The sequence below is a fragment of the Serratia sp. CY76391 genome, assembly GCF_052166695.1.
GTDB classification, from domain to species: Bacteria; Pseudomonadota; Gammaproteobacteria; order Enterobacterales; family Enterobacteriaceae; genus Serratia; species Serratia nematodiphila.
Window position 1 is genome coordinate 76,208 of sequence record NZ_JBJNOJ010000012.1, and the last position, 22,959, is coordinate 99,166.

General features: G+C 60.1%; 24 protein-coding genes. 6 read left to right on the forward strand and 18 right to left on the reverse strand.

Annotated features, from left to right (window positions below; translation table 11 throughout):
• Nucleotides 1-180 precede the first annotated feature (180 nt).
• Together ackA and pta are read left to right on the forward strand one after the other, a co-directional pair.
• Nucleotides 181-1,383: an acetate kinase gene (gene ackA, locus ACJ8PN_RS20015; protein ID WP_004936063.1), complete on the forward strand. Its 1,203-nt coding sequence runs from the start codon at nucleotides 181-183 to the stop codon at nucleotides 1,381-1,383.
• Nucleotides 1,384-1,457: 74 nt separating this feature from the next.
• Nucleotides 1,458-3,620, forward strand: coding sequence for a phosphate acetyltransferase (gene pta, locus ACJ8PN_RS20020; protein WP_031300545.1), 2,163 nt, complete (start codon nucleotides 1,458-1,460; stop codon nucleotides 3,618-3,620).
• Nucleotides 3,621-3,683: 63 nt separating this feature from the next.
• Here pta and ACJ8PN_RS20025 read toward each other — a convergent pair whose 3' ends face one another.
• The 5 genes from ACJ8PN_RS20025 to ACJ8PN_RS20045 form a co-directional block, all read right to left on the reverse strand.
• Nucleotides 3,684-4,643 carry a transketolase family protein gene (locus ACJ8PN_RS20025; RefSeq protein WP_171454446.1) on the reverse strand — a complete coding sequence of 320 codons (960 nt, stop codon included), beginning with the start codon at nucleotides 4,641-4,643 and terminating at the stop codon, nucleotides 3,684-3,686.
• A complete protein-coding gene (locus tag ACJ8PN_RS20030; RefSeq protein ID WP_004936071.1) occupies nucleotides 4,636-5,487 on the reverse strand; it encodes a transketolase in 852 nt (283 codons plus the stop codon). The genes ACJ8PN_RS20025 and ACJ8PN_RS20030 overlap by 8 nt, the downstream gene beginning before the upstream one ends.
• Before the next feature lie 13 nt (nucleotides 5,488-5,500).
• The gene (locus tag ACJ8PN_RS20035; protein ID WP_004936074.1) at nucleotides 5,501-6,880 is read right to left on the reverse strand and encodes a PTS ascorbate transporter subunit IIC; all 1,380 of its coding nucleotides are present in this window, start codon (nucleotides 6,878-6,880) and stop codon (nucleotides 5,501-5,503) included.
• Nucleotides 6,881-6,903: 23 nt separating this feature from the next.
• Nucleotides 6,904-7,185 (reverse strand): PTS sugar transporter subunit IIB, encoded by a 282-nt coding sequence (locus tag ACJ8PN_RS20040; protein ID WP_015378585.1) that lies wholly within the window; start codon nucleotides 7,183-7,185, stop codon nucleotides 6,904-6,906.
• A gap of 92 nt (nucleotides 7,186-7,277) precedes the next feature.
• Nucleotides 7,278-7,721 (reverse strand): PTS sugar transporter subunit IIA, encoded by a 444-nt coding sequence (locus tag ACJ8PN_RS20045; protein WP_351109450.1) that lies wholly within the window; start codon nucleotides 7,719-7,721, stop codon nucleotides 7,278-7,280.
• Nucleotides 7,722-8,031: 310 nt separating this feature from the next.
• Between ACJ8PN_RS20045 and ACJ8PN_RS20050 the strand changes: the two genes are divergently transcribed.
• Nucleotides 8,032-9,051 (forward strand): LacI family DNA-binding transcriptional regulator, encoded by a 1,020-nt coding sequence (locus tag ACJ8PN_RS20050; protein WP_351109452.1) that lies wholly within the window; start codon nucleotides 8,032-8,034, stop codon nucleotides 9,049-9,051.
• Between the two features lie 54 nt (nucleotides 9,052-9,105).
• Here ACJ8PN_RS20050 and yfcD read toward each other — a convergent pair whose 3' ends face one another.
• Nucleotides 9,106-9,651, reverse strand: coding sequence for an NUDIX hydrolase YfcD (yfcD, locus tag ACJ8PN_RS20055; RefSeq protein ID WP_004936086.1), 546 nt, complete (start codon nucleotides 9,649-9,651; stop codon nucleotides 9,106-9,108).
• 99 nt (nucleotides 9,652-9,750) lie between these two features.
• A complete protein-coding gene (gene yfcE, locus ACJ8PN_RS20060) occupies nucleotides 9,751-10,302 on the reverse strand; it encodes a phosphodiesterase (protein WP_442535173.1) in 552 nt (183 codons plus the stop codon).
• A 233-nt stretch (nucleotides 10,303-10,535) separates the two neighbouring features.
• Between yfcE and yfcG the strand changes: the two genes are divergently transcribed.
• The 3 genes from yfcG to ACJ8PN_RS20075 all read left to right on the forward strand — a co-directional run bounded on the left by yfcG (nucleotide 10,536) and on the right by ACJ8PN_RS20075 (nucleotide 12,579).
• Nucleotides 10,536-11,165: a GSH-dependent disulfide bond oxidoreductase gene (gene yfcG / locus ACJ8PN_RS20065; protein WP_016926886.1), complete on the forward strand. Its 630-nt coding sequence runs from the start codon at nucleotides 10,536-10,538 to the stop codon at nucleotides 11,163-11,165.
• 111 nt (nucleotides 11,166-11,276) lie between these two features.
• Entirely contained in the window at nucleotides 11,277-11,648 is a 372-nt protein-coding gene (gene folX, locus ACJ8PN_RS20070) for a dihydroneopterin triphosphate 2'-epimerase (RefSeq protein WP_004936094.1), read from the forward strand.
• A 16-nt stretch (nucleotides 11,649-11,664) separates the two neighbouring features.
• A complete protein-coding gene (locus tag ACJ8PN_RS20075; protein ID WP_171454448.1) occupies nucleotides 11,665-12,579 on the forward strand; it encodes a TIGR01777 family oxidoreductase in 915 nt (304 codons plus the stop codon).
• 7 nt (nucleotides 12,580-12,586) lie between these two features.
• Here the strand turns inward: ACJ8PN_RS20075 and hisP are convergent, their stop codons facing one another.
• The 11 genes from hisP to ACJ8PN_RS20130 form a co-directional block, all read right to left on the reverse strand.
• On the reverse strand, nucleotides 12,587-13,360 hold the full coding sequence (gene hisP, locus ACJ8PN_RS20080) for a histidine ABC transporter ATP-binding protein HisP (protein ID WP_004936098.1): 774 nt from the start codon (nucleotides 13,358-13,360) through the stop codon (nucleotides 12,587-12,589).
• A gap of 20 nt (nucleotides 13,361-13,380) precedes the next feature.
• The gene (locus tag ACJ8PN_RS20085) at nucleotides 13,381-14,085 is read right to left on the reverse strand and encodes an ABC transporter permease (protein ID WP_015378589.1); all 705 of its coding nucleotides are present in this window, start codon (nucleotides 14,083-14,085) and stop codon (nucleotides 13,381-13,383) included.
• Nucleotides 14,082-14,768, reverse strand: a complete 687-nt coding sequence (locus tag ACJ8PN_RS20090; protein WP_015378590.1) for a histidine ABC transporter permease HisQ — start codon at nucleotides 14,766-14,768, stop codon at nucleotides 14,082-14,084. Before ACJ8PN_RS20090 ends, ACJ8PN_RS20085 begins: the two co-directional genes overlap by 4 nt.
• Nucleotides 14,769-14,850: 82 nt before the next feature.
• Nucleotides 14,851-15,633: a histidine ABC transporter substrate-binding protein HisJ gene (gene hisJ / locus ACJ8PN_RS20095; protein ID WP_082996561.1), complete on the reverse strand. Its 783-nt coding sequence runs from the start codon at nucleotides 15,631-15,633 to the stop codon at nucleotides 14,851-14,853.
• Nucleotides 15,634-15,937: 304 nt separating this feature from the next.
• On the reverse strand, nucleotides 15,938-16,510 hold the full coding sequence (locus ACJ8PN_RS20100; RefSeq protein WP_004936112.1) for a UbiX family flavin prenyltransferase: 573 nt from the start codon (nucleotides 16,508-16,510) through the stop codon (nucleotides 15,938-15,940).
• Between the two features lie 132 nt (nucleotides 16,511-16,642).
• Nucleotides 16,643-18,160, reverse strand: a complete 1,518-nt coding sequence (purF, locus tag ACJ8PN_RS20105; protein ID WP_171454449.1) for an amidophosphoribosyltransferase — start codon at nucleotides 18,158-18,160, stop codon at nucleotides 16,643-16,645.
• A gap of 21 nt (nucleotides 18,161-18,181) precedes the next feature.
• Entirely contained in the window at nucleotides 18,182-18,682 is a 501-nt protein-coding gene (gene cvpA / locus ACJ8PN_RS20110; RefSeq protein WP_442535174.1) for a colicin V production protein, read from the reverse strand.
• A 234-nt stretch (nucleotides 18,683-18,916) separates the two neighbouring features.
• Nucleotides 18,917-19,669 (reverse strand): cell division protein DedD, encoded by a 753-nt coding sequence (dedD, locus tag ACJ8PN_RS20115; protein WP_442535175.1) that lies wholly within the window; start codon nucleotides 19,667-19,669, stop codon nucleotides 18,917-18,919.
• Entirely contained in the window at nucleotides 19,670-20,935 is a 1,266-nt protein-coding gene (gene folC / locus ACJ8PN_RS20120) for a bifunctional tetrahydrofolate synthase/dihydrofolate synthase (RefSeq protein WP_033632498.1), read from the reverse strand.
• A gap of 190 nt (nucleotides 20,936-21,125) precedes the next feature.
• Complete coding sequence (gene accD, locus ACJ8PN_RS20125; protein ID WP_004936126.1) at nucleotides 21,126-22,034, reverse strand: acetyl-CoA carboxylase, carboxyltransferase subunit beta; 909 nt, start codon at nucleotides 22,032-22,034, stop codon at nucleotides 21,126-21,128.
• A 232-nt stretch (nucleotides 22,035-22,266) separates the two neighbouring features.
• The gene (locus tag ACJ8PN_RS20130) at nucleotides 22,267-22,929 is read right to left on the reverse strand and encodes a DedA family protein (RefSeq protein WP_004936130.1); all 663 of its coding nucleotides are present in this window, start codon (nucleotides 22,927-22,929) and stop codon (nucleotides 22,267-22,269) included.
• Nucleotides 22,930-22,959: the final 30 nt, after the last annotated feature.

The window sequence follows — 22,959 nt, forward strand, 5'->3', positions numbered from 1 at the left end:
TTATTTAAACCGCAGAGAAATCATCGGTTTTTCCATCATCCTGTGATTTGTGCACTTCACATGATGTTAATCATAAATGTCATCGGCACTATGCGCTACGCTTGTTGTCTGATTGACGATTAATTCACCACGTGTGTTCGATTTTCTTTTAACAACACGACTATTTAAGTAGGTACTTCCATGTCGAGTAAGCTAGTACTGGTTCTTAACTGCGGCAGTTCTTCTCTGAAATTCGCCATCATCGATGCCGTTAACGGCGACGAATTCCTCTCCGGTTTGGCCGAGTGTTTCCACCTGCCTGAAGCTCGCATCAAGTGGAAAATGGACGGCGCCAAACACGAAGCTGCCCTGGGGGCCGGCGCTGCACACAGCGAAGCGCTGAACTTCATTGTTAATACTATTCTGGCACAAAAACCAGAGCTTTCCGCGCAGCTGACCGCCATCGGCCACCGCATCGTGCACGGCGGCGAGAAGTTCACCGCCTCCGCCGTGATCAACGACGAAGTTCTGCAGGGTATCAAAGATTCCGTGCCGTTTGCACCACTGCACAACCCAGCTCACCTGATCGGCATCGCGGAAGCGCTGAAATCCTTCCCTCACCTGGCTGACAAGAACGTTGCCGTGTTCGACACCGCGTTCCACCAGACCATGCCGGAAGAATCTTACCTGTACGCCCTGCCGTACAGCCTGTACCGCGACCACGGCGTTCGCCGCTACGGCGCACACGGCACCAGCCACTTCTACGTGACTCAGGAAGCCGCGAAGATGCTGAACAAGCCGGTGGAAGAAGTGAACGTGATCACTTGCCACCTGGGCAACGGCGGCTCCGTCACCGCAGTACGCAACGGCCAGTGTGTTGACACCTCTATGGGTCTGACCCCGCTGGAAGGCCTGGTAATGGGCACCCGCAGCGGTGACATCGATCCGGCTATCATCTTCCACCTGCACGATTCTCTGGGCATGAGCGTTGATCAGATCAACAAGATGCTGACCAAAGAATCCGGCCTGCTGGGCTTGACCGAAGTCACCAGCGACTGCCGTTACGTTGAAGACAACTACGACAGCAAAGCCGACGCCAAACGCGCCATGGACGTGTTCTGCCACCGTCTGGCCAAATACGTCGGCGCCTACAGCGCGCTGATGGAAGGCCGTCTGGACGCGGTGATCTTCACCGGCGGCATCGGCGAGAACGCCGGCATGGTGCGTGAGCTGACCCTGAACAAACTGGGCCTGCTGGGCTTCGAAATCGATCACGACCGCAACATGGCCGCTCGCTTCGGCAAATCCGGCGCCATCACCAAAGACGGCAGCCGCCTGGCGCTGGTGATCCCGACCAACGAAGAGTTGGTCATCGCGCAGGACGCATCCCGCCTGACCGCGTAATGCTCTCAAAACACCGTCAGCCCAGGCTGACGGTGTTGTTTTAGCCTCATGTTAATCGTGAAGAGGACTATTCTGTGTCACGTACTATTATGTTGATCCCCACCGGCACCAGCGTCGGCCTGACCAGCGTCAGCCTGGGTGTCATCCGCTCCATGGAGCAAAAAGGCGTTCGTCTGAGCGTGTTCAAGCCTATCGCTCAACCGCGCACCGGCGACAACGCACTCGACCAGACCACCACCATCATCCGCAGCAGCAACTCCACCATTACGGCGGCCGAACCGCTGCGCATGGACTACGTTGAGGGCCTGCTGAGCTCCAACCAGCAAGACGTGCTGATGGAAGAGATCGTGGCGCGTTACCACGAGAACACCAAAGACGCGGAAGTGGTGCTGATCGAAGGCCTGGTGCCGACCCGCAAGCATCAGTTCGCCAACGCGCTGAACTACGAGATCGCCAAAACCCTGAACGCCGAGATCGTCTTCGTGCTGGCGCTGGGCAACGACTCCCCGGCGCAGCTGAAAGAGCGCATCGAACTGGCGCGCACCAGCTTCGGCGGCAGCAAGAACAAAAACATCACCGGCGTTATCATCAACAAGCTGAACGCGCCGGTCGACGATCAGGGCCGCACCCGTCCTGACCTGTCCGAAATCTTCGACGACTCCACCAAGGCCAGCATCGCCCACGTCGATCCTGCGCAGCTGTTCGCCAACAGCCCGCTGCCGGTTCTGGGCTGCGTGCCGTGGAGCTTCGATCTGATCGCCACCCGCGCCATCGACATGGCTCGCCACCTGAAGGCCCGCGTGGTCAACGAAGGCGACATCATGACCCGCCGCGTGAAGTCCGTGACCTTCTGTGCGCGCAGCATTCCGCACATGCTGGAACACTTCCGCCCAGGCTCCCTGCTGGTGACCTCCGCAGACCGCCCTGACGTGCTGGTCTCCGCCTGCCTGGCGGCGATGAACGGCGTGGAAATCGGCGCCATCCTGCTGACCGGCGGCTACGCCATCGACGAGCCGATCAAGAAGCTGTGCGAACGCGCCTTCCAGACCGGCCTGCCGGTGTTCATGGTCGACACCAACACCTGGCAGACCTCGCTGAGCCTGCAGAGCTTCAACCTCGAAGTGCCGGCGGACGACCACCAGCGCATCGAGAAAGTGCAGAACTACGTGGCCAGCCACATCAGCACCGAGTGGATCGATTCGCTGACCGCCACCTCCGAGCGTTCACGCCGCCTGTCTCCACCGGCGTTCCGTTACGAGCTGACCGAACTGGCGCGTAAAGCCGGCAAGCGCATCGTGCTGCCGGAAGGCGACGAGCCGCGCACCGTGAAAGCGGCGGCCATCTGTGCCGAACGCGGCATCGCGGAATGCGTGCTGCTCGGCAACCCGGACGAGATCCAGCGCGTCGCGGCGGCGCAAGGCGTTGAGCTGGGCAAAGGCATCGAAATCGTCGATCCGGTCGCCGTGCGTGAAAACTACGTGCCGCGTCTGGTTGAGCTGCGCAAGAGCAAGGGCATGACCGAAGTGGTCGCGCGCGAGCAGCTGGAAGACAACGTGGTGCTCGGCACCCTGATGCTGGAACAAGGCGAAGTCGACGGTCTGGTCTCCGGCGCGGTTCACACCACCGCCAACACCATCCGTCCGCCGTTGCAGCTGATCAAAACCGCGCCGGGCAGCTCGCTGGTGTCCTCCGTGTTCTTCATGCTGCTGCCTGACCAGGTACTGGTCTACGGCGACTGCGCGATCAACCCGGATCCGACCGCCGAGCAGCTGTCTGAAATCGCCATCCAGTCTGCGGATTCCGCCGCGGCCTTCGGCATCGAGCCGCGCGTAGCGATGATCTCCTACTCCACCGGCAACTCCGGTGCGGGCAGCGACGTCGAGAAAGTGCGCGAAGCGACCCGTCTGGCGCAGGAAAAACGCCCGGACCTGATCATCGACGGCCCGCTGCAGTACGACGCCGCCATCATGGCCGACGTTGCCAAATCCAAGGCGCCGAATTCACCGGTGGCCGGCCAGGCGACCGTGTTCATCTTCCCGGATCTGAACACCGGCAACACCACCTACAAAGCGGTACAGCGTTCCGCTGACCTGGTCTCCATCGGGCCGATGCTGCAAGGCATGCGCAAGCCGGTGAACGACCTGTCGCGCGGCGCACTGGTTGACGATATCGTCTACACCGTTGCGCTGACGGCGATCCAGTCTTCCCAGGCTGACGCTGCCGCCGCCAAGGCCTGATATTCTTCAGGTTGAGCGATAAAAAAGCGCCGGTCATTGACCGGCGCTTTTCTTTTGCGTTCCCTAACGCGCCAGCAACTGCCCGGCAGCCTCCAGAATATGCTCGGCGGTCAGGCCGTACTCCTGCTGTAAAAACGCCTGGGTGCCCACCTGGCCGTAACGCTCCTTCACCCCCACGCGCCGCATCGGCGTCGGGCACTCCTCCGCCAACACCTCCGCCACCGCCGATCCCAGCCCGTTATGAATGCTGTGGTTTTCACAGGTGACGATGCGTCCGGTCTTGGCCGCGTAGGTTTTGATCAGTTCACGGTCGATAGGCTTGAGGGTGAACATATCGATCACCGCCGCGCTGACGCCCTGCCGCGCCAGCATCTCCGCCGCCCTCAGCGCCTCCGCCACCATGATGCCGTTGGCGATCAGCGTGATATCGTCGCCGTCGCGCAGCAGGTTACCCTTGCCGATGGTAAAGCGCGAGCCTTCCTGGTAGATGCGCGTCGCCTGCTTGCGGATGGTGCGCACCCAGTAGAAGCCGCGCAGATCCATCAGCTGGCGCAGAACGTCGGCGAACATGGTGGCGTCAGTCACTTCCAGCACCACCGAGTGCGCCAGCCCGCGCACGATGCCCATATCCTCGAACGACATGTGGGTGCCGCCGTTGTGGCAGGCGCTCACCCCCGCGTCGGAGGCGATCACCTTCACGTTGTTGCGCTGGTAATCCAGCGACATGAACAGCTGATCGAAACAGCGGCGGCTGGCGAAGGCGGTGAAGGTGTGCACGAACGGCACCCGGCCGGTGAGCGACAGCCCGGCGGCGACGCCGATCACGTTGGCCTCCATGATGCCGCAGTTGATCACGTGCTGCGGGTGATCCTTGTGCACGCCGTCCATCGCCATCGAGCTCATCAAATCCGCCTCCAGCGCGATGATCGGCGCGCCCGCCTCAATCTGCCGCCGCACCGCGCCGGCGTAGACTTTGCGCATTTCGACGGTGTCGTTTTCCAACTGCGTCACTACGTTAAACATGGGCGGCCTCCAGTTCGGCGATGGCTTTTTCGATCTCCAGCTGCACGTCCGGCGTCAGGCGCAGGTGGTGTGAGTTCGACAGGTTTTCCAGATAGGTCACGCCCTGTCCCTTGATGCTGTCGAGCACGATCGCCAGCGGCCGCTGTTCACCACCGCGGGCCGGCGCTACCGCCGCCAGCAGCGCCGCGATGTCGTCGCCCTTGACAGTCTGCACCTCAAAGCCGAAGGCGCGGAACTTGGCGGCCAGATCGAACGGTTGGATCACCTCGTCCAGCGCGCCGTCCAGCTGTTGCTTGTTGTAATCGATGAACAGCGTCAGGTTGTTCAGGTTGTGGTGGGCGATAAACTGGAACGCCTCCCAGCACTGTCCTTCATTCAGCTCCCCGTCGCCGAGAATGCTGAACACCCGATTGCGCCGCCCCGCCAGCCGATGGGATAACGCCATGCCGGCGGCGATCGACACGCCCTGCCCCAGCGAGCCGGTGGTGGCGTCCACGCCGCGCGTGCGCAGCCGGTCCGGGTGGCTCGGCAGGCGCGTGCCGTTCTGGTTGAGGGTCTTCAGTTCCGCCAGCGGGAAGTAGCCCTTGATCGCCAGCGTGCTGTACAACGCCGGGCCGGCGTGCCCTTTCGACAGCACGAAGTCATCGCGCTCCGGCCAGTCCGGATCCGCCGGATCGATGCGCATCACGCCGCCGTACAGCACCGCCAGCGTCTCCACCACCGACATGCAGCCGCCATAGTGGCCGAAGCCCAGCCCGGTCAGTGCTTTCAGCGTTTCCAGGCGGATCGCGCGCGCCAGGGCACGCAGCTCTTCAATTTCCGTTTCGCTCGTTGTGTCGTTCATCAGTCTGCCCTCATTATTTCTCGACGCGGTCAGCGGCCGGCGCGCCTTTGCGTTTTCCCAGGAAGTTATGCGCCACCAGCAGCGCGAACACGGCGACGATCGCCAACATGATCATCTCCTTCGACATAAAGCGCGCCATATTGCCCAGCAGGATGCCGATCGCGCCGAAGTCGGCGTCGGAGAAGGTGGTGTTGGCAAAACCAAGCGCCCCCAACACCGGCAGCAGCAGCACCGGCAGGAAGGTGATCAGCAGCCCGTTGGCAAAGGCGCCCAGCATCGCGCCGCGCCGCCCGCCGGTCGCGTTGCCGAACACCCCGGCGGTAGCGCCGGTGAAGAAATGCGGCACCACGCCGGGCAGGATCAGCACCATTTTCAGTTGCCCCAGCAGGAACAGCCCGGCCAACCCGCCAAGGAAGCTGAACAGGAAGCCGATCAGCACCGCGTTGGGGGCATAGGGATAAACCACCGGGCAATCCAACGCCGGCCGCGCGTTAGGCACCAGTTTTTCCGAGAAGCCGGTGAACGCCGGCACGATCTCCGCCAGAATCAAGCGCACGCCCTGCAGAATGATGAACACCCCGGCGGCGAAGGTGATGGCCTGGATAATCGAATACACCAGGTAGTTCTGGCCGCCGCTGAGCTCGCTTTCCACATAGGCCCGCCCGGCGCAGATCGCCAGGATCAGGTAGATGACGATCATGGTCATCGAGATCGAAATGGAGCTGTCGCGCAGGAAACTGAGGTTTTTCGGCAGGTTCATCTCTTCGGTCGAGCGCGAGTTTTTCCCCACCTTCGAGCCGATCCAGCCGGACAACACATAGCCCAGGGTGCCGAAGTGGCCGAAAGCGATATCGTCGTTGCCGGTGATGCGGCGCATATAGCGCTGGGCAATCGCCGGGAAGAACGCCATCACCAGCCCCAGGGTCAGCGCGCCGGTAAACACCAGCTGCACGCCCTCAAAGCCCGCCACCGTCAGGATGATGCCGATCATGCAGGCCATGTAGAAGGTGTGGTGGCCGGTGAGGAAGATGTATTTCAGCCGGGTAAAGCGCGCCACCACGATGTTTGCCACCATGCCAAACGCCATGATCAAGGCGGTGGAAGCGCCGTATTTCTCCAGCGCGATAGAGACGATCGCTTCGTTATTCGGAATGATGCCCTGAATATTGAACGCGTGTTCGAACATGCCGCCCAGCGGATTGAGCGATCCGACCAATACCGTGGCGCCGCCGCCCAAAACGATAAAGCCGAGAATGGTTTTTACCGTGCCTTTCACCACGTCGGAAAAGGATTTCTTTTGCGCCAGCAAACCGATCAGCGCAATAAGCCCGACCAGCACCGAAGGCACCTTTAATATATCCACCACAAACTTGAGCGTTTCCTGGATAAACATATCCACCTCGCCAATCGTTTTATTCAGAGGATTGAGTGGGCTTCGAAGTAAGCGCGCAGCTTGGCTTCCAGCTCATTGATATCGATGATGTTGCTGATCACCACCAGCTGCTCGGCCGGCACGCTGGCGCTGTCGGCAATGTCTTTCGCCATCACGAACACGTCGGCCGCGCCGGGAGTGGCGGACGACAGATCGGAGTGTTCAACCTCGGCCTCCACCCCCATCTTTTTCAGCACCTTTTTAATGTTCATTTCCACCATAAAGCTGCTGCCGAGACCTGAACCGCAAATCGCCATGATTTTCATGATATCCACCTGTTGAATTTAGCGTGTAGGGTAGCGCCGCCGGTCATATTCCCGGCGTTGTTAGCATTAATAATGTTCCTGGTGATTAAACGTTAATAGCGGGCGATAATATCCTCGATTTGCCGTTTATCTTTGGCGTGAAATAACGCCTCCATGGCCTGGTTATCGGAAAAGAATTCCGCCAGTTGCGAAATCAATTCGATGTGGCTGTTGCCGTCGGGTGCGGAAAGCATCACCACCACCTGAACCGGATCGTTATCCGCGGAATGAAAGTTCACCCCCTGATGGATCTTCAACAGCGATAACCCCAGCGCGTTGGCGCCCTGCTCCGGCCGGGCGTGTGGCATGGCGATGCCCGGCGCCAGGACGAAGTAAGGGCCGAGCTTCTCCTGCTGATGAAAGATGGCCGTCAGGTAATTCGGCGTAATCACACCGTCTTGCAGCAGCGGCTGCGCGCTCAGCGCTACCGCCTGGCGCCAGTCCTCCACCCGTTCGCACAGCTGTATATGATCGGCGGTCAGCCACTCTTTCAGCACGTTATCCTCCCGAGAGTCGATGATTGCGGCCGGTGATTAATTCACCGGCGACGGTAAAACTTTAATCAACCCCTCCGGGCCACACAGTGATGGATATCACAAAGATAGCGCTACCAAAGCGCTATCATGCAGAACTGTGATAGCGCTATCAAAACACCGTGCTGCGGTATGACGTTAACCACAATTTTTTCTCGCTCTTTCGGCTAACGGGGTAGAATGTGCCGCATACGGGGTTCGTCGAAGCCGCGCCGTCGGCTTCCCACCCTCACCATTTTTATGCGCCGCGCGCGCATTTCAGTCGGGATTTGGCATGTCGATCGGTAAAAAACGACGCAGCACGGGCAGGGTGACGTTGGCTGATGTAGCGCAGCTGGCGGGCGTCGGCACCATGACGGTGTCGCGCGCGCTGCGCACGCCGGAGCAGGTTTCAGACAAACTGCGCGAGAAGATTGAAGCCGCGGTGAGCGAGTTGGGGTATCTGCCCAACCTGGCCGCCAGTTCGCTGGCGTCGGCCTCCTCTTACACCATCGCCATGGTGGTGCCCAGCCTGTCCGAATCCGGCTGCGCCGAGATGTTCGCCGGCCTGCAGAAAGTGCTGCAGCCCGCCGGCTATCACATCATGCTGGCGGAATCGCAGCACCACCTGGAACGCGAGGAGAAACTGCTGGAGACCCTGCTCTCTTACAACCTGGCGGCGGCGGTGCTGCTCAGCGTCGAGCATTCGCAAAATGCCCGCAACGCGTTGATCGCCGCCAACATTCCGGTGGTGGAGATCGGCGCCGTGCGCGCCGATCCGATCGACATGAGCATCGGCATCGATTACGTGGCGGCCATGTATCAGCTGACGCAAACGGTGATCGCCAGCGGCTATCAGAATATCGGGCTGCTGTGCGCCAATCAGGAACAGTGGATTTTCCAGCAGCACCTGCAGGGCTGGCACAAGGCGCTGCTGCGCAACCATATGTCGCCGCATCGGGTGATCAACGCCGCGCAGCCCGCCAGCTTCAGCACCGGCGCGCAGCAGCTGCCGGAATTCTTGCTGGCCTGGCCGGAGCTGGACGCGCTGGTGTGCGCCTCGGACGAACTGGCGGGCGGCGCGCTGTATGAATGCCAGCGGCGGCGCATCAAGGTGCCGGACAATCTGGCGGTGGTGGGATTCGGCAACAGCGAGTTCAGCCGGGTGTGCCAGCCGCCGCTGACCACCATGACCATTCCGCATCGCGATATCGGCATTCAGGCCGGCCAGGCGCTGCTGGCGCGGCTGAACGAGCAACCCTGGCTGCCGGCAAGTTCCCTGCCCGCCACGCTGTGCCGCCGCGACAGCTGCTGAATCCACAGCATAAAAAAAGCCGGTCGATGACCGGCTTTCTCACGCGTTGGCGTCTCAGTGGTTGTCGAGCGGCTTACCGTAATCCTGTTCATTGTTGCGCGTCAGCCACAGCGACAGCGCCTTCAGCGAATCCGGGGTAAACTCGTCGCAGCGCGCGGTGATCTCTTCCGGCGTCAGCCAGCACACTTCAGCCACTTCTTCTTCCTGCAGCGCGAACGGGCCGTGCGACACACAGCTGAACAGCGCGCCCCACACCCGGCACTGCTCTTCTTCGAAGTAGAACAGACCGTGTTCGGCGAAAGGCACGCCGGCGATGCCGAGCTCCTCTTCCGCCTCGCGGCGCGCCGAATCCAGCACGTTTTCACCGCTTTGCACTACGCCACCCGCCGTCGCGTCCAGCCAGCCCGGGTAGAAGTCCTTGATCTCGGTGCGACGCTGCACCAGAATTTTTCCCATCCCATCATGCACCACAATATAGGTAGCACGATGACGCAGCCGCTCCGCCCGCATCTGTTGACGACTGGATTGCGCAATCACCTCGTTTTGCTCGTCGACGATATCAACCCATTCGGTATCTGCAGCCTGACCCTGTTCCGCCATCCTCTAAAACCTTCTATTTTGGCGCGATGCATCCCGCGCGCTGGTTAATCAATGAGTGTTTTTCAAAGATTTTTATTGTGTGTGTATAAATTAGTGCGTTTAGCATGTTAACGCCACCTCCGCGACGACCTTGCCGTCGTCGAGCGCCAGCACGCGCAAAGTGCCCCGATCCAACATGCCGTAGCTGGCCGGAAAGCCCCCTTTCGGGATGCTGACCGAGCCCGGATTGAAGCAATAGATCTCACCCTGCCGCTCCGCCTGCGGCAGATGCGTATGGCCGTAGGCCAGGACGTCACCGCGGGATAACGGCGGCAGTGCCGAGGGATGATAAAGGTGACCGTGGGTCAAAAACAATCGTCTTTTTTGCAGTAAAACCTGCTGCCAGGGTGCCTCGATGGGAAACGTCAGCAGCATCTGATCGACCTCGCTGTCGCAATTGCCGCGAACGGCGATGATCTTGTCGCTATAGCGATTCAATCGTTCGGCAACCTGAGCGGGTTGATACCCGGCCGGCAGCGCGTTGCGCGGGCCGTGATTCAGCAAATCGCCCAGAAGAATCAGCCAGTCGGCGCCCTGTTGTGCGAACAATTCCAGCACGCGTTCGGTAGCCGGCAGCGATCCGTGGATATCCGAGGCGAACATCAGCTTCATAACCTTGTCCTATAGAGGGAAATAAGCACCATTTTACCGCGCCGGCGCCGTGCGGCAAACCGCCGCCCGCCCCGGTGGAGAATTGTGATCCAACTGCGCAGATAGCATCGGACGAATCCCACATAGCCTGCTATCCTTAGCTGCTATTGTTGGATCTCTGATATACCTTTGTGCGCGGCGAAGACCGCAGCAACGTGTAATGAATTACAGATCACCTTACCGCAGGAGGCAACATGATTGACCTGTATTACGCGCCTACTCCCAATGGTCACAAGATCACCTTGTTTCTGGAAGAGGTCGGCTTGCCCTACCGTATCCATCGCGTAAACATCAGCGCCGGCGAGCAGTTCAAACCGGACTTTCTGAGCATTTCTCCCAACAACAAAATCCCGGCGATTGTCGATCAGCAACCGGTGGACGGCGGCGCGCCAATCAGCCTGTTCGAGTCCGGGGAAATCCTGCTGTATCTGGCGGAGAAGACCGGCAAGCTGCTGAGCAAGGGCCTGCGCGAACGCGCCGCCACCCTGCAGTGGCTGTTCTGGCAGGTGGCCGGGTTCGGGCCGATGCTCGGGCAGAATCACCACTTTAACCACTACGCGCCGCAGCCGGTGCCTTACGCCATCGAGCGTTACCATCTGGAAACCAAACGGCTGTACGGCGTGCTGGAAGCTGAACTGCAAAAACACCCGTACCTGGGCGGTGATAACTACAGCATCGCCGATATCGCCACCTACCCGTGGGTGGTGTCGCATCCGCGCCAGCGCATCGATCTGGCAGATTACCCGGCGGTGCGCAACTGGTTCGAGCGCATCAGCAACCGCCCGGCGACCGAGCGCGCCTACAAACTGGCCGAGCAAGCCTAAGCGCCTCCTCCGACTCCCCGTCGGCCGGGGAGTCACATCGTCCTCACGTTATCATTTCCTTACTTTCCGTGTATTCTGAACGCTAATAATCAGACCTATGGAGAATCTCTGATGTCTTTCAGTCAACCCGACGCCGTTATTCGCATTAAAAATCTGCGGCTGCGCACGTTCATCGGTATCAAGGAAGAGGAAATCAACAACCGGCAGGACGTTCTGATCAACGTGGTGATCCACTATCCGGCGGACAAGGCGCGCAACAGCGAAGACATCGCCGACGCGCTCAACTACCGCACCATCACCAAAGCGATCATCCGCCATGTGGAAGATAACCGTTTCGCGTTGCTGGAAAAATTAACGCAGGATGTGCTCGACATCGTAAAAGAACACGCCTGGGTAACCTATGCTGAAGTGGAGATAGATAAACTTCTGGCTCTGCGCTACGCCGATTCGGTCTCCATGACCATGAGCTACCGCCGGGGCTAACTCAGGGAGGTAGACCATGCGGATCCTGATCACCGGCGCAACGGGATTGATCGGCAGCAGCCTGACGGCAAGACTGCTGGCGCTTTCTCACCACATTACGGTACTGACCCGCGACGAGCGGCGCGCCCGAGCCAGGCTCGGCGATCGGCCGAGCTATTGGCAAACGCTGGACGACCGGCAGTCGCTGGATGACTTCGACGCGGTGATCAACCTGGCCGGCGAACCTATCGCCGACAAGCGCTGGAGCGCGCAGCAGAAAGAGCGACTGTGCCGCAGCCGCTGGGATCTGACCGAACGCCTGGCGCAGCTGATCAAGGCCGGCAGCACGCCGCCCGGCGTGCTGATTTCCGGTTCCGCCGTCGGCTACTACGGCGATCAGGGGCAGGCGGTGGTCACCGAAGAGGAGCCGCCGCACGACGAATTCACCCACCAGCTGTGCCAGCGCTGGGAAACGCTGGCGCTGCAGGCGCAGAGCGACGCCACCCGCGTCTGCCTGCTGCGCACCGGCGTGGTGCTGGCGCCACAGGGCGGCGCGCTGGCCAAAATGCTGCCGCCGTTCCGCTTCGGGCTCGGCGGTCCGATCGGCGACGGCCGCCAATATCTGCCGTGGATCCATCTCGACGACATGGTCAACGGCATTATTTATCTGCTGGATCACGCCACGCTGTCCGGCCCATTCAACATGGTCGCCCCCTACCCGGTGCATAACGAACAGTTCGCCGCCCAATTGGCCAACGTGCTCGATCGCCCGGCGTTTCTGCGGGTGCCGGCGTTCGTCATGCGTTTGTTGATGGGGGAAGCGGCGGTGCTGGTGCTCGGCGGCCAGCGGGCGGTGCCGAAACGGCTGGAAGAAGCCGGCTTCCACTTCCGCTATCTGGAGTTGGAACAGGCGTTGGATGACGTTGTCAATCAGCGGGCCGAAGCCCGCTGATCTGAGGTTACTTCAACGCGCCGGACAGGAACTGCTGCAGGCGCGGGCTTTTGGGGTTGCCGAACAGCTCGGCCGGCGGCCCCTGTTCTTCAATCAACCCTTTGTGCAGGAAGATCACGTGGTTGGAAACGTGGCGCGCAAACTCCATTTCGTGCGTCACCACCACCATGGTCTTCCCCTCCTCCGCCAGCTTCTGCATGATGCGCAGCACCTCGCCCACCAGTTCGGGATCCAGCGCCGACGTCGGTTCGTCAAACAGCAGCACCTCCGGCTCCATCGCCAATGCACGGGCGATAGAGACGCGCTGCTGCTGGCCGCCCGACAGGTGCACCGGGTATTTGCCGCGCGCCCGCTCGTCGATGCCCACTTTGTCCAGGTAGCGCACCGCGCGCTCGTGCGCGTCGGCCTTGCTCAGCCCCAGCACCTGCACCGGCGCTTCCATCACGTTCTCCAGCACCGTCATGTGGCTCCACAGGTTAAAGTGCTGGAATACCATAGTCAGGCGGGTGCGCAACAGCTGTAGCTGCTTCTTGTCGAATACCTTCAGCTGGCCGTCCTTGTCGCGCACCATGCGAATATCTTCGTTGTTCAGACTGATCGAACCTTCGCTCGGCTTCTCAAGGAAGTTGATGCAGCGCAGAAAGGTGCTTTTGCCGGAGCCGGAGGAGCCGATGATGCTGATCACATCCCCGGCGTTGGCCGCCAGCGAGACGCCCTTCAGCACTTCGTGGTCGCCATAGCGCTTGTGCAGTTCCGTGACGGCTAATTTATTCTCAGACATGGTTTTCTTCCCGTCATTTATCAGTGACTAACGTGTGCCATCCAGCGTTTCTCAGCTTTGCGGAACAGGCTGATTAACACGTAGGAGATGATCAGATACAGCACCGCCGCGATGCCGAAGGCGTAGAACGGCTGATAAGTCGCGGCGTTGATGTCGCGCGCGATCTTCAGCAGATCCGGCACGGTGGCGGTAAACGCCAGCGCGGTGGAATGCAGCATCAGGATCACCTCGTTGCTGTAAGCCGGCAGCGCGGTGCGCAGCGCCGAAGGCAAAATGATGCAGCGATACATCTTAAAGCGCGAGAAACCGTAGGCGTTGGCGGCCTCAATTTCACCGTGCGGCACCGAGCGGATCGCCCCGGCGAAAATCTCTGTGGTATACGCGCAGGTGTTGAGCGTCAGCGCCAGGATGGTGCAGTTGAGCCCGCTGCGGAAAAACGCGTTGAGAAACTCGCTGCCGCGCACGATCTCAAGGCTGTACATGCCGGAGTAGAACACCAGCAGCTGCACGTACAGCGGCGTACCGCGAAACACATAGGTGTAGAGCCACACCGGGAAACGCACCCAGCGAAGGGAAGAAACGCGCGCCACCGCCATCGGGATCGCCAGCAGCCCGCCCATCACCACTGAAGCGATCAGCAGCCACAGCGTGATCGCCACGCCGGTAAAGCGGTAGCCGTCGCTCCACAGCAGTGACTGCCAATACTGTTGCAGGATATCGATCATAGTTCGGCCCTCTTGACGCCCAGTGAGTAACGCCGTTCAAGCCACAGCAGCACGCCGTTGGAAACGGTAGTGAAAACCAGGTACACCACACCGGCCACGATGGCGAAGAAGAACGGCTGATAGGTGCCTTTCCCCGCCAGCTGCGTGGCTTTCACGACGTCGTTCAGGCCGAGAATCGACACCAGCGCAGTCGCCTTCAGGATCACCTGCCAGTTGTTGCCGATGCCCGGCAGGGCGAAACGCATCATCGCCGGGAACAGAATGCGCCGGAAGATCTGCGCGCCGCTGAAGCCATAGGCCGTCGCCGCTTCGATCTGCCCTTTCGGCACCGCCAGATAAGCGCCGCGGAAGGTCTCGGTAAAATAAGCGCCGTAGATAAAGCCGAGGGTTATGATGCCGGCGCCGAGCGGATCGATATCGATCTGCGCGAAGCCCAGCAGCGTAGTGATATTGTTCAGCGCGATTTGCAGACCGTAAAAGATCAGCAGCATCAGCACCAGATCGGGCACGCCGCGGATCAGCGTGGTATAGGCGCCGAACAGGCCGGAGATAAAGGGGTTATGAGACAGTTTGCCACCGGCGCCGATCAGGCCGATAACCACCGCCAGCAGCACGGAACTGAGGGCCAGCTCCAGCGTCACCAGAGCCCCCTCGAAAATCAGTTGGGAATAGCCTTGCAGCATCTACTTCACCCTGTCGTCTAGGATCCGAACCATCGGGGCCGGCACGCCGGCCCCGCAGTCACAGCATGGAACGGTAAGCGGATTACCCGCCGTAGACGTCAAAGTCGAAGTACTTTTTCGCGTATTTGTCGTAGGTGCCGTCTTTGCGCATCTCGGCGAAAGCTTTGTCCAGCGCCGCTTTCAGCTCGGTATCGGTCTTGCGCAGCCCCATGCCGGTGCCGACGCCGAAGAACTTGTCATCCTTCACCGATTCGCCGGCGAACGCATAGTCTTTGCCCGGCGGCTGTTTCAGGAAGCCGTCGCTGCCCGCCACTTCATCCTGGAAGGCGGCGTCGATACGCCCGGAAGCCAAATCGGCGTAAACCAGATCCTGGTTCTGGTAAGGTACGACGGTGACGCCCTTCGGCTGCCACATGGCGTTGGCGTAGGCTTCCTGGGTCGTGCCCTGCAGCACGCCCACGCTCTTGCCTTTCAACGCATCCACGGTAGGCAACAGCTTGGATCCTTTCGGCGCGATCAGACGCGCGTTAGCGGCATACAGCTTGTCGGTAAAGGCGATTTCCTGCTGGCGTTTTTCGGTGATGGACAGCGAAGAGATGATGGCGTCGATTTTCTTCGCCTTGAGGGATGGGATCAGCGCGTCGAAGTCGCTCTCCACGAAGGTGCATTGGGTATTGATGCGTTTGCACAGCTCTTTGGCCAAATCGATGTCAAAGCCAACCAATTCGCCTTTGGCGTTTTTGGATTCAAACGGTGCGTAAGTCGGATCGGTGCCAATCTTCAGCGTGGAAGGAATGGCGGCAAAGGCGCTGCTGGCGGCGCTCAAAGCCAGAACTAACGGCAAAATCAAAACCCGCTTTTTCATAAATTACCCTCAAATTGATTTTTTTGATGCCACTACGGGCATTACTTTTCCCCACCAAATCAATTTGCAGTAATCGTGCCACATTAGGTGCTACGGGCGGAGGGAACGGCTCCGGCCTTCACAATACTGTTTCCTGGGACGATAACCGCAAAATTAAATCGGCCGCTCGGGGCCGCGCCACTGGCAGCCGCGATAAAGTGGCGCCATGAAACAGTGAACGTGATGAAGTGGGATCATTATGGTGCATGCGCCGCCCTAATTCAGTGCGGTGTTGCACAAATGTGCCAATTTGGGGATGAAAATGTTAATCAGCACCCTGCCAGCGGGTGAACAGATCGGCCGGCAGTTCGATATCAAACTGATCGATCACCCGATTGACGGTCTGATCGATGATGTCTTCCACGCTTTTCGGCTGGTGGTAAAACGCCGGCACCGGCGGCATGATCACCGCGCCCATCTCCGCTGCCTGCGTCATCAGCCGCAGGTGCCCAAGGTGCAACGGCGTTTCACGCACGCACAATACCAGGCGGCGGCGTTCTTTCAGCACCACGTCGGCGGCTCGGGTCAGCAGCCCGTCGCTGTAGCTGTTGACGATGCCGGACAGGGTTTTGATCGAGCATGGCAGGATCGCCATGCCCAGGGTTTTGAAGGAACCGGAAGAGATGGCGGCGGCGATATCGCGCGCATCGTGAACCACATCGGCCAGCGCCTGAACTTCACGCAGACTGTACGGCGTTTCCAGCGCCAGCGTCTGCCGTGCAGCGTTGCTCATCACCAGATGGGTTTCCACCTCTGCGACGTCGCGCAAAACTTGTAACAGGCGCACGCCGTAGATCGCGCCGCTGGCGCCGGAAATGCCGATGATGAGTCGTTTCATGGAAAATGGCCTCTGCCGTAAAAAGTAAGATCAGGCAGACTTTGCCGCAATGGCGAGGGATAAGCAAGTTCACAGGAGCAAGGCGCACCGCCGCAGACGCGGCGATGCCCCCCGAGTGATCAACGCGGCCGGTTAGCCTTCGTTGTGCAGTTCCAGATTTTCCGCTTCGGTTTGCCCTCGCAGCGCCTTGGCGTCGTCGCTGCGCAGCGACTCCAGGTATTCCAGATAGCTTTGATCGACGTCTTTGGTCACGTAGATGCCGTTGAACACCGAGCATTCGAACTGCGTGATGTCCGGGTTCTCTTCGCGCACCGCTTCGATCAGATCGTCCAGGTCTTGGAAGATCAGCCCGTCGGCGCCGATGATCTGGCGGATTTCATCCACTTCACGCCCGTGGGCGATCAGTTCGTTGGCGCTCGGCATGTCTATGCCGTAGACGTTAGGGAAACGCACTTCCGGCGCGGCGGAAGCCAGATAGACGCGCTTGGCGCCCGCTTCGCGCGCCATTTCGACGATCTGCTCCGAGGTGGTGCCGCGCACGATGGAGTCATCCACCAGCAGCACGTTCTTGTCGCGGAATTCGGCGCGGTTGGCGTTCAGCTTGCGGCGCACCGACTGACGACGCGCCTGCTGGCCCGGCATGATAAAGGTGCGGCCGACGTAGCGGTTCTTCACAAAGCCCTGGCGGTAGGGCTTCTCGAGAATACGCGCGATCTCCAGCGCGATGTCGCAGGAGGTTTCCGGGATCGGGATCACCACGTCGATGTCCAGATCTTCCCATTCGCGGGCAATCTTCTCGCCCAGCTTCTGGCCCATGCGCACGCGAGCGCTGTAGACCGAGATCTTGTCCATAAAGGAGTCCGGGCGCGCGAAATAGACGTATTCGAACAGGCACGGATTGGTTTTCGGATTCTCTGCGCACTGGCGGGTGAACAGCTGGCCTTTGGTGGTGATGTACACCGCTTCGCCCGGCGCCACGTCGCGCAGGAATTCAAAGCCCAGGGTATCCAGCGCCACGCTCTCGGAAGCCACCATATACTCGCTGCGGCCATCTTCCAGCGTGCGTTTGCCGATCACCAGCGGACGAATGCCGTACGGGTCTCGGAACGCCAGCAGGCCGTGGCCGATAATCATCGCCACGCAGGCGTAAGCGCCGCGCAGTTGCTGATGCATGGCGGCAACCGCGGTAAAGATGTTGTCGGCCTCCAGCGGATAATGCGGGAAGCGATCCAGCTCGCTGGCCAGCACGTTCAGCAGGATTTCCGAGTCGGAGGTGGTGTTGACATGGCGGCGGCCGCTTTCGAACAGCTTTTGGCGCAGCTCATGGGCGTTGGTCAGATTGCCGTTGTGGGCCAGCGTAATGCCGAACGGCGAGTTGACGTAGAAAGGCTGGGCCTCAGAGGCGCTCGAGCTGCCGGCCGTCGGGTAACGCACATGGCCAATGCCCATGTTGCCCTGCAAGCGTTGCATATGGCGCGCCTCAAACACATCCTTCACCAGGCCGTTGGCTTTGCGCAAACGGAACCCGTTGTGGGCGTCAATGGTGACGATGCCTGCGGCATCCTGGCCACGGTGCTGAAGCACCGTCAGCGCATCATAAATCGACTGGTTTACCGGCATAAAACCGGCGATACCGACAATACCGCACATGTTGTCTTTTCCTCATCAGCGCTACCGCCCCGGCAATTGGGTCGGCAAGAAACTCGACGTGCTCTGCAGGTAGTCAAAGAACCACCTGATGACGTAACTGAACTGGGGAATCAGCTGCGACTGTTTCCAGCCGGCACTTTGTGAAAAGCCGGTAAAGGTATCCAGGAAGAACAGGATCGCCGCAACGATCAACACGCCGCGCAATGCGCCGAAGCAGATGCCCAGCACCCTGTCGGTGCCCGACAGCCCGGTTTTCTCTACCAGTGAGCTAATCACATAGTTAACAATAGCCCCTACGATCAGGGTCGCGATGAACAAAATCGCGATCGCGATGCCGTTTCGCACCAGTTCATCTTCAAAACGAGTGAAATAGACCGCAAGGTAAGAGTAGAAATGGCTGGCAACAAAAAACGCACATCCCCATGTCACAAGTGACAATGCTTCGCGAACAAACCCTCGGATCAGGCTCACCAGAGCCGAAAATCCAATCACCGCTATAATGACGTAATCAATCCAGACCATGAACTATTCCAATGATGAATCGCCCCTGCATCCAATTCGCGGCGAATTCTAACAGAAAAAGAAAACGTTTGCGTAGGGGATTTCCTACCACGTTACAAATAAAAAGCGGCGATTAAAAAATTCCCAATCGCCGCGCCTACATAGGTGATTTCGCCTGTAAAAGGCGCGGTTTCTCTAGCGATCTCTCCACCACTCCTTAATTCAGGGGCGCATCCTGCTGCGCCCCTGCGGGGTTTAACGACCGTACGGCTTCACCTGCCCGCTCAGCCCGCTGATCGAGTTCAGCGACGGCAACGCCGCCTGCAGCTTCTGCTTGGAAGCATCCGGGCCGACGTAGATGCGGGTGATCTGCCCTTGCACCGGCGTTGATGGCACGGTGAAGGCGCGATAGCCCGAAAGACGCAGCGAAGCGACAATCTCGTTCGCCTTGGCGGCATTCTTCAACGCCCCGAGCTGCACGACATAGGCTTGCCCGGCCGGCGCCTTTTCTTCCGCCGGTTTCGGCTGCGGTGACGGCTCAGGCTTCGGCGTCGGTTCAGGTTTCGGCTCCGGCTTAGGCGTCGGTTTCACTTCCACCGGCTTCGGCTGCGGCGCCGGTTTCGGTTTCACCTCTACCGGTTTGGTTTCCACCGGTTTCGGCTTAGGCTGCTGCGGCACCGGCTGAGGACGCGTCTCGACCGGTGGCGGCGCCACCTGCGCCGGCTGCTGAGCACCTTGCCGCACCGCCTGCTGCGCCGCCGCTTCATTGGCCGCCTGCTGTTCGACCAGCGCGCCCGCCCCTTCCGGCGGCTGCGCCGGCAACGGTTGCGTCACCGGTGGCAGCACGTCGTTCTCTTCAACGTCGCCCGCCTTCGGCACCAACGGAATGGCCGCGAATTCATCCTCGTAATGCTTCTTTTTACCGTCCAGCAACCCTGGCAGGATGATCACCCCCAGCGCCACCAGAATCACGGTTCCGACCAGTCGGTTCTGAAATTTACTCGCCACTCACACTCCCCGCATCTCGTCTGACGCCGCCATCACCTGCGCCACGGTGTGGAACGATCCACAGACGATCACAATATCCTGTTTATCAGCATCCTGCATAGCCTGCCGCCAGGCAGTTTCGACATCATTAAAGCGGCGCGGTTCCGTCAGATGTTGCGCCAGCTGTTCGACGCTGGCGCCGCGCGGCCCGTCGAGCGGCGCGCAGTACCATTCATCCACCTGCTCGCTGAGGCAGGCCAGCGTGCCGGCGATATCCTTGTCCGACAGCATGCCCACCACCGCGCGCACCTTGCCGCCGTTGCGCGGCAGTTTGGCCAAACGCCCGGCCAGATAGCCGGCGGCGTGCGGATTGTGCGCCACATCGAGGATCAGCGTCGGCTCACGCCGCACGATCTGGAAACGCCCCGGCAGCGTCGCCTGCTGCAGCCCGGTGAAAATCGCGCGTTCGTCGATTTCCAGCGGAGAACAGTTGAGCGCCGCCAGCGCGGTAGCGGCGTTGGCCAGCGGTACGTTCGGCGTCGGCAGATCGGTCAGCAGCGTGTCGCCGCCCTGCCACTGCCAGCGATCGCCCTGCTCGCTGAAGCGCCAGGCTTCGCCGCGGCGAGACAGCGGCGCGCCCAACGTTTCGGCAACCTGACGAATGCTGTCCGGCATGTCGGGTTCACCGACCACCGCCGGTTTGCCGCTGCGAAAAATACCGGCCTTTTCACGGCCGATGCTTTCGCGATCGTTGCCCAGCCAGTCGGTGTGATCGAGCGCAATGCTGGTGATCACCGCCACGCTCGGATCGACGATGTTAGTGGCGTCGAGGCGCCCGCCCAGGCCCACTTCCAGGATCACCACGTCGAGCCGCGCCTGTTTGAACAGCTGCAGCGCCGACAGGGTGCCGAATTCGAAATAGGTCAGCGACGTTTCGCCGCGGCCGGCTTCAATGGCGGCGAACGAGCGGCTGTGCTCCGCTTCGCTCAGCTCTTCCCCCTGAATGCGCACGCGTTCGGTATAGCGCACCAGATGCGGCGAACTGTAGACGCCGACGCGCAGGCCGGCGGCCAGCAGAATAGCTTCAAGGGTGCGACAGGTGGTGCCTTTGCCGTTGGTGCCGGCAACGGTGAACACCGTGGGTGCGGGGGTCAGTAAATCCAGATGCGCCGCGACGCGCTGTACGCGCTCAAGGCCGAGTTCGATCGCCTGGCTGTGCAGACGTTCCAGATAATAAAGCCACGAGCTCAATGGCGACGTGGCTTGGGGAATTTGGTGGTTTTGCATGAGTCCCATCACTGAACTTGGGTTCATTAATCCATCAGGGCACCACCCTCACCGCGGTAAAGGCGATGCGCTTCGTGACTGCCGCCAGCCTGCCAACCGCAGCGGATAGGCTACGGCCGGCAGAGAGCGGGCATCAGCCGTCACTTAGCCACAAAGTGGCGGCTGAACCCGGGCGGGATCTGTCTTTGCCTCAGGCGTCGGCCTGCTGCTCCGGCTCAATGACCGGCGCGGCCTCATCGAAATGCGGCTGCGGCTGGTTGGTCAGCTTGGACAGAATGCTCGCCAACGTTTGGCGCATTTCCGGACGGCGAACGATCATGTCGATCGCGCCTTTTTCGATCAGGAACTCGCTGCGCTGGAAGCCCGGTGGCAGTTTCTCGCGCACGGTTTGCTCGATAACGCGCGGGCCGGCAAAACCGATCAGCGCTTTCGGCTCGGCGATGTTGATGTCGCCCAGCATCGCCAGGCTGGCGGAGACACCGCCCATGGTCGGGTCGGTCAGCACGGAGATATACGGCAAGCCGCGCTCCTGCATTTTGGCCAACGCCGCGCTGGTTTTCGCCATCTGCATCAGCGACATCAGCGCTTCCTGCATACGCGCGCCGCCGCTGGCGGAGAAACACACCAGCGGACAGTTGTCCTCCAGCGCCTGCTCAACCGCACGCACGAAACGCGCGCCGACCACGGAAGACATCGAACCGCCGATGAAGGCGAATTCGAAGGACGCGGCGACGATCGGCATACCGTACAGCGTGCCCTTCATCACCACCAGCGCGTCTTTCTCGCCGGTCGCTTTCTGTGCGGCGACCAGACGATCTTTATAGCGCTTGGAATCCTTGAATTTCAGAACGTCCTTCGGCTCCAGATCGCTGCCCAGCTCCACTTCGCTGCCTTCGTCCAGCAGGGTATGCAGACGCGCGCGCGCGCCCATACGCATGTGGTGGTCGCACTTCGGACACACTTCCAGATTACGCTCCAGCTCGGCGCGGTAGAGAACCTGGCCGCAGCTGTCGCATTTAGTCCAGACCCCTTCAGGAATGCTCGCCTTACGGGTTTGTGTGATATTGCTCTTGTTAAGAATTCGTTCAATCCAGCTCATCGATGACCTTTCTGTTTGAACCTGGCACACGCCAGTCCGCTGTTCATGCTTTAACAATCCCCCCGAAAACACCCCAATGAAAAAATGCCCGTTCGCGGCGCGGCAAGCGCGGCGACTGAGGCATCGGCTTCAGGGTTGTTCGCAGGAACAGACCATAATGTCGCTCATTAAACCATATCGGCCCGACGCTGTGGACAAAAAACTGGTCGAACCGACAGGTTAAGCGATGTTTTTACTGTTTTTGCTGGCGGGCGGCCGCGCGCTTGTGGCGCCAAATTTCAATCACGCCCGGCAGAATCGAAACGATGATGATCCCAACGATCAACAGTTTCAGGTTCTCCTGCACCACCGGCAGATCGCCGAACAGGTAGCCAGCATAAGTGAAGAGCAGCACCCAAACCAGTGCGCCAATCACGTTGTAGGCGGCGAAGTGGCGATAGGACATATGCCCCATACCGGCGACGAACGGCGCAAAAGTACGCACGATCGGCACGAATCGCGCCAGAATAATCGTTTTCCCACCGTGCTTTTCATAGAACTGATGCGTCTTGTCCAAGTAGCTGCGGCGGAAAATTTTCGAATTCGGGTTGCTGAACAGCTTCTCGCCGAACAACCGCCCGATAGTGTAGTTCACCGCATCGCCGATGATCGCCGCCACCGCCATCAACGCCACCATGGTGTGCACGTTCAGATCGTTGGTCGGCAACGCCGCCAGCGCGCCGGCGACGAACAGCAAAGAATCCCCCGGCAGGAACGGCGTCACCACCAGACCGGTTTCACAAAACAGGATCAGGAACAGAATAGCGTAGACCCACATGCCGTATTGTGCGACCAGTTCGGCCAAGTGCACATCAATATGCAGAATGAAATCAATAATAAACTTGATGATGTCCATAAATTCTCTCATTGATGCCGGGCGTTTCAA

Bases quoted from the DNA above. Each gene is read 5' to 3' on its own strand.
- ackA (WP_004936063.1), top strand. From the start codon at position 181: ATGTCGAGTAAGCTAGTACTGGTTCTTAACTGCGGCAGTTCTTCTCTG.
- ACJ8PN_RS20025 (WP_171454446.1), bottom strand. From the start codon at position 4,643: ATGTTTAACGTAGTGACGCAGTTGGAAAACGACACCGTCGAAATGCGC.
- ACJ8PN_RS20030 (WP_004936071.1), bottom strand. From the start codon at position 5,487: ATGAACGACACAACGAGCGAAACGGAAATTGAAGAGCTGCGTGCCCTG.
- ACJ8PN_RS20035 (WP_004936074.1), bottom strand. From the start codon at position 6,880: ATGTTTATCCAGGAAACGCTCAAGTTTGTGGTGGATATATTAAAGGTG.
- ACJ8PN_RS20040 (WP_015378585.1), bottom strand. From the start codon at position 7,185: ATGAAAATCATGGCGATTTGCGGTTCAGGTCTCGGCAGCAGCTTTATG.
- ACJ8PN_RS20050 (WP_351109452.1), top strand. From the start codon at position 8,032: ATGTCGATCGGTAAAAAACGACGCAGCACGGGCAGGGTGACGTTGGCT.
- yfcD (WP_004936086.1), bottom strand. From the start codon at position 9,651: ATGGCGGAACAGGGTCAGGCTGCAGATACCGAATGGGTTGATATCGTC.
- yfcE (WP_442535173.1), bottom strand. From the start codon at position 10,302: ATGAAGCTGATGTTCGCCTCGGATATCCACGGATCGCTGCCGGCTACC.
- yfcG (WP_016926886.1), top strand. From the start codon at position 10,536: ATGATTGACCTGTATTACGCGCCTACTCCCAATGGTCACAAGATCACC.
- folX (WP_004936094.1), top strand. From the start codon at position 11,277: ATGTCTTTCAGTCAACCCGACGCCGTTATTCGCATTAAAAATCTGCGG.
- ACJ8PN_RS20075 (WP_171454448.1), top strand. From the start codon at position 11,665: ATGCGGATCCTGATCACCGGCGCAACGGGATTGATCGGCAGCAGCCTG.
- hisP (WP_004936098.1), bottom strand. From the start codon at position 13,360: ATGTCTGAGAATAAATTAGCCGTCACGGAACTGCACAAGCGCTATGGC.
- ACJ8PN_RS20085 (WP_015378589.1), bottom strand. From the start codon at position 14,085: ATGATCGATATCCTGCAACAGTATTGGCAGTCACTGCTGTGGAGCGAC.
- ACJ8PN_RS20090 (WP_015378590.1), bottom strand. From the start codon at position 14,768: ATGCTGCAAGGCTATTCCCAACTGATTTTCGAGGGGGCTCTGGTGACG.
- hisJ (WP_082996561.1), bottom strand. From the start codon at position 15,633: ATGAAAAAGCGGGTTTTGATTTTGCCGTTAGTTCTGGCTTTGAGCGCC.
- ACJ8PN_RS20100 (WP_004936112.1), bottom strand. From the start codon at position 16,510: ATGAAACGACTCATCATCGGCATTTCCGGCGCCAGCGGCGCGATCTAC.
- purF (WP_171454449.1), bottom strand. From the start codon at position 18,160: ATGTGCGGTATTGTCGGTATCGCCGGTTTTATGCCGGTAAACCAGTCG.
- cvpA (WP_442535174.1), bottom strand. From the start codon at position 18,682: ATGGTCTGGATTGATTACGTCATTATAGCGGTGATTGGATTTTCGGCT.
- folC (WP_033632498.1), bottom strand. From the start codon at position 20,935: ATGCAAAACCACCAAATTCCCCAAGCCACGTCGCCATTGAGCTCGTGG.
- accD (WP_004936126.1), bottom strand. From the start codon at position 22,034: ATGAGCTGGATTGAACGAATTCTTAACAAGAGCAATATCACACAAACC.
- ACJ8PN_RS20130 (WP_004936130.1), bottom strand. From the start codon at position 22,929: ATGGACATCATCAAGTTTATTATTGATTTCATTCTGCATATTGATGTG.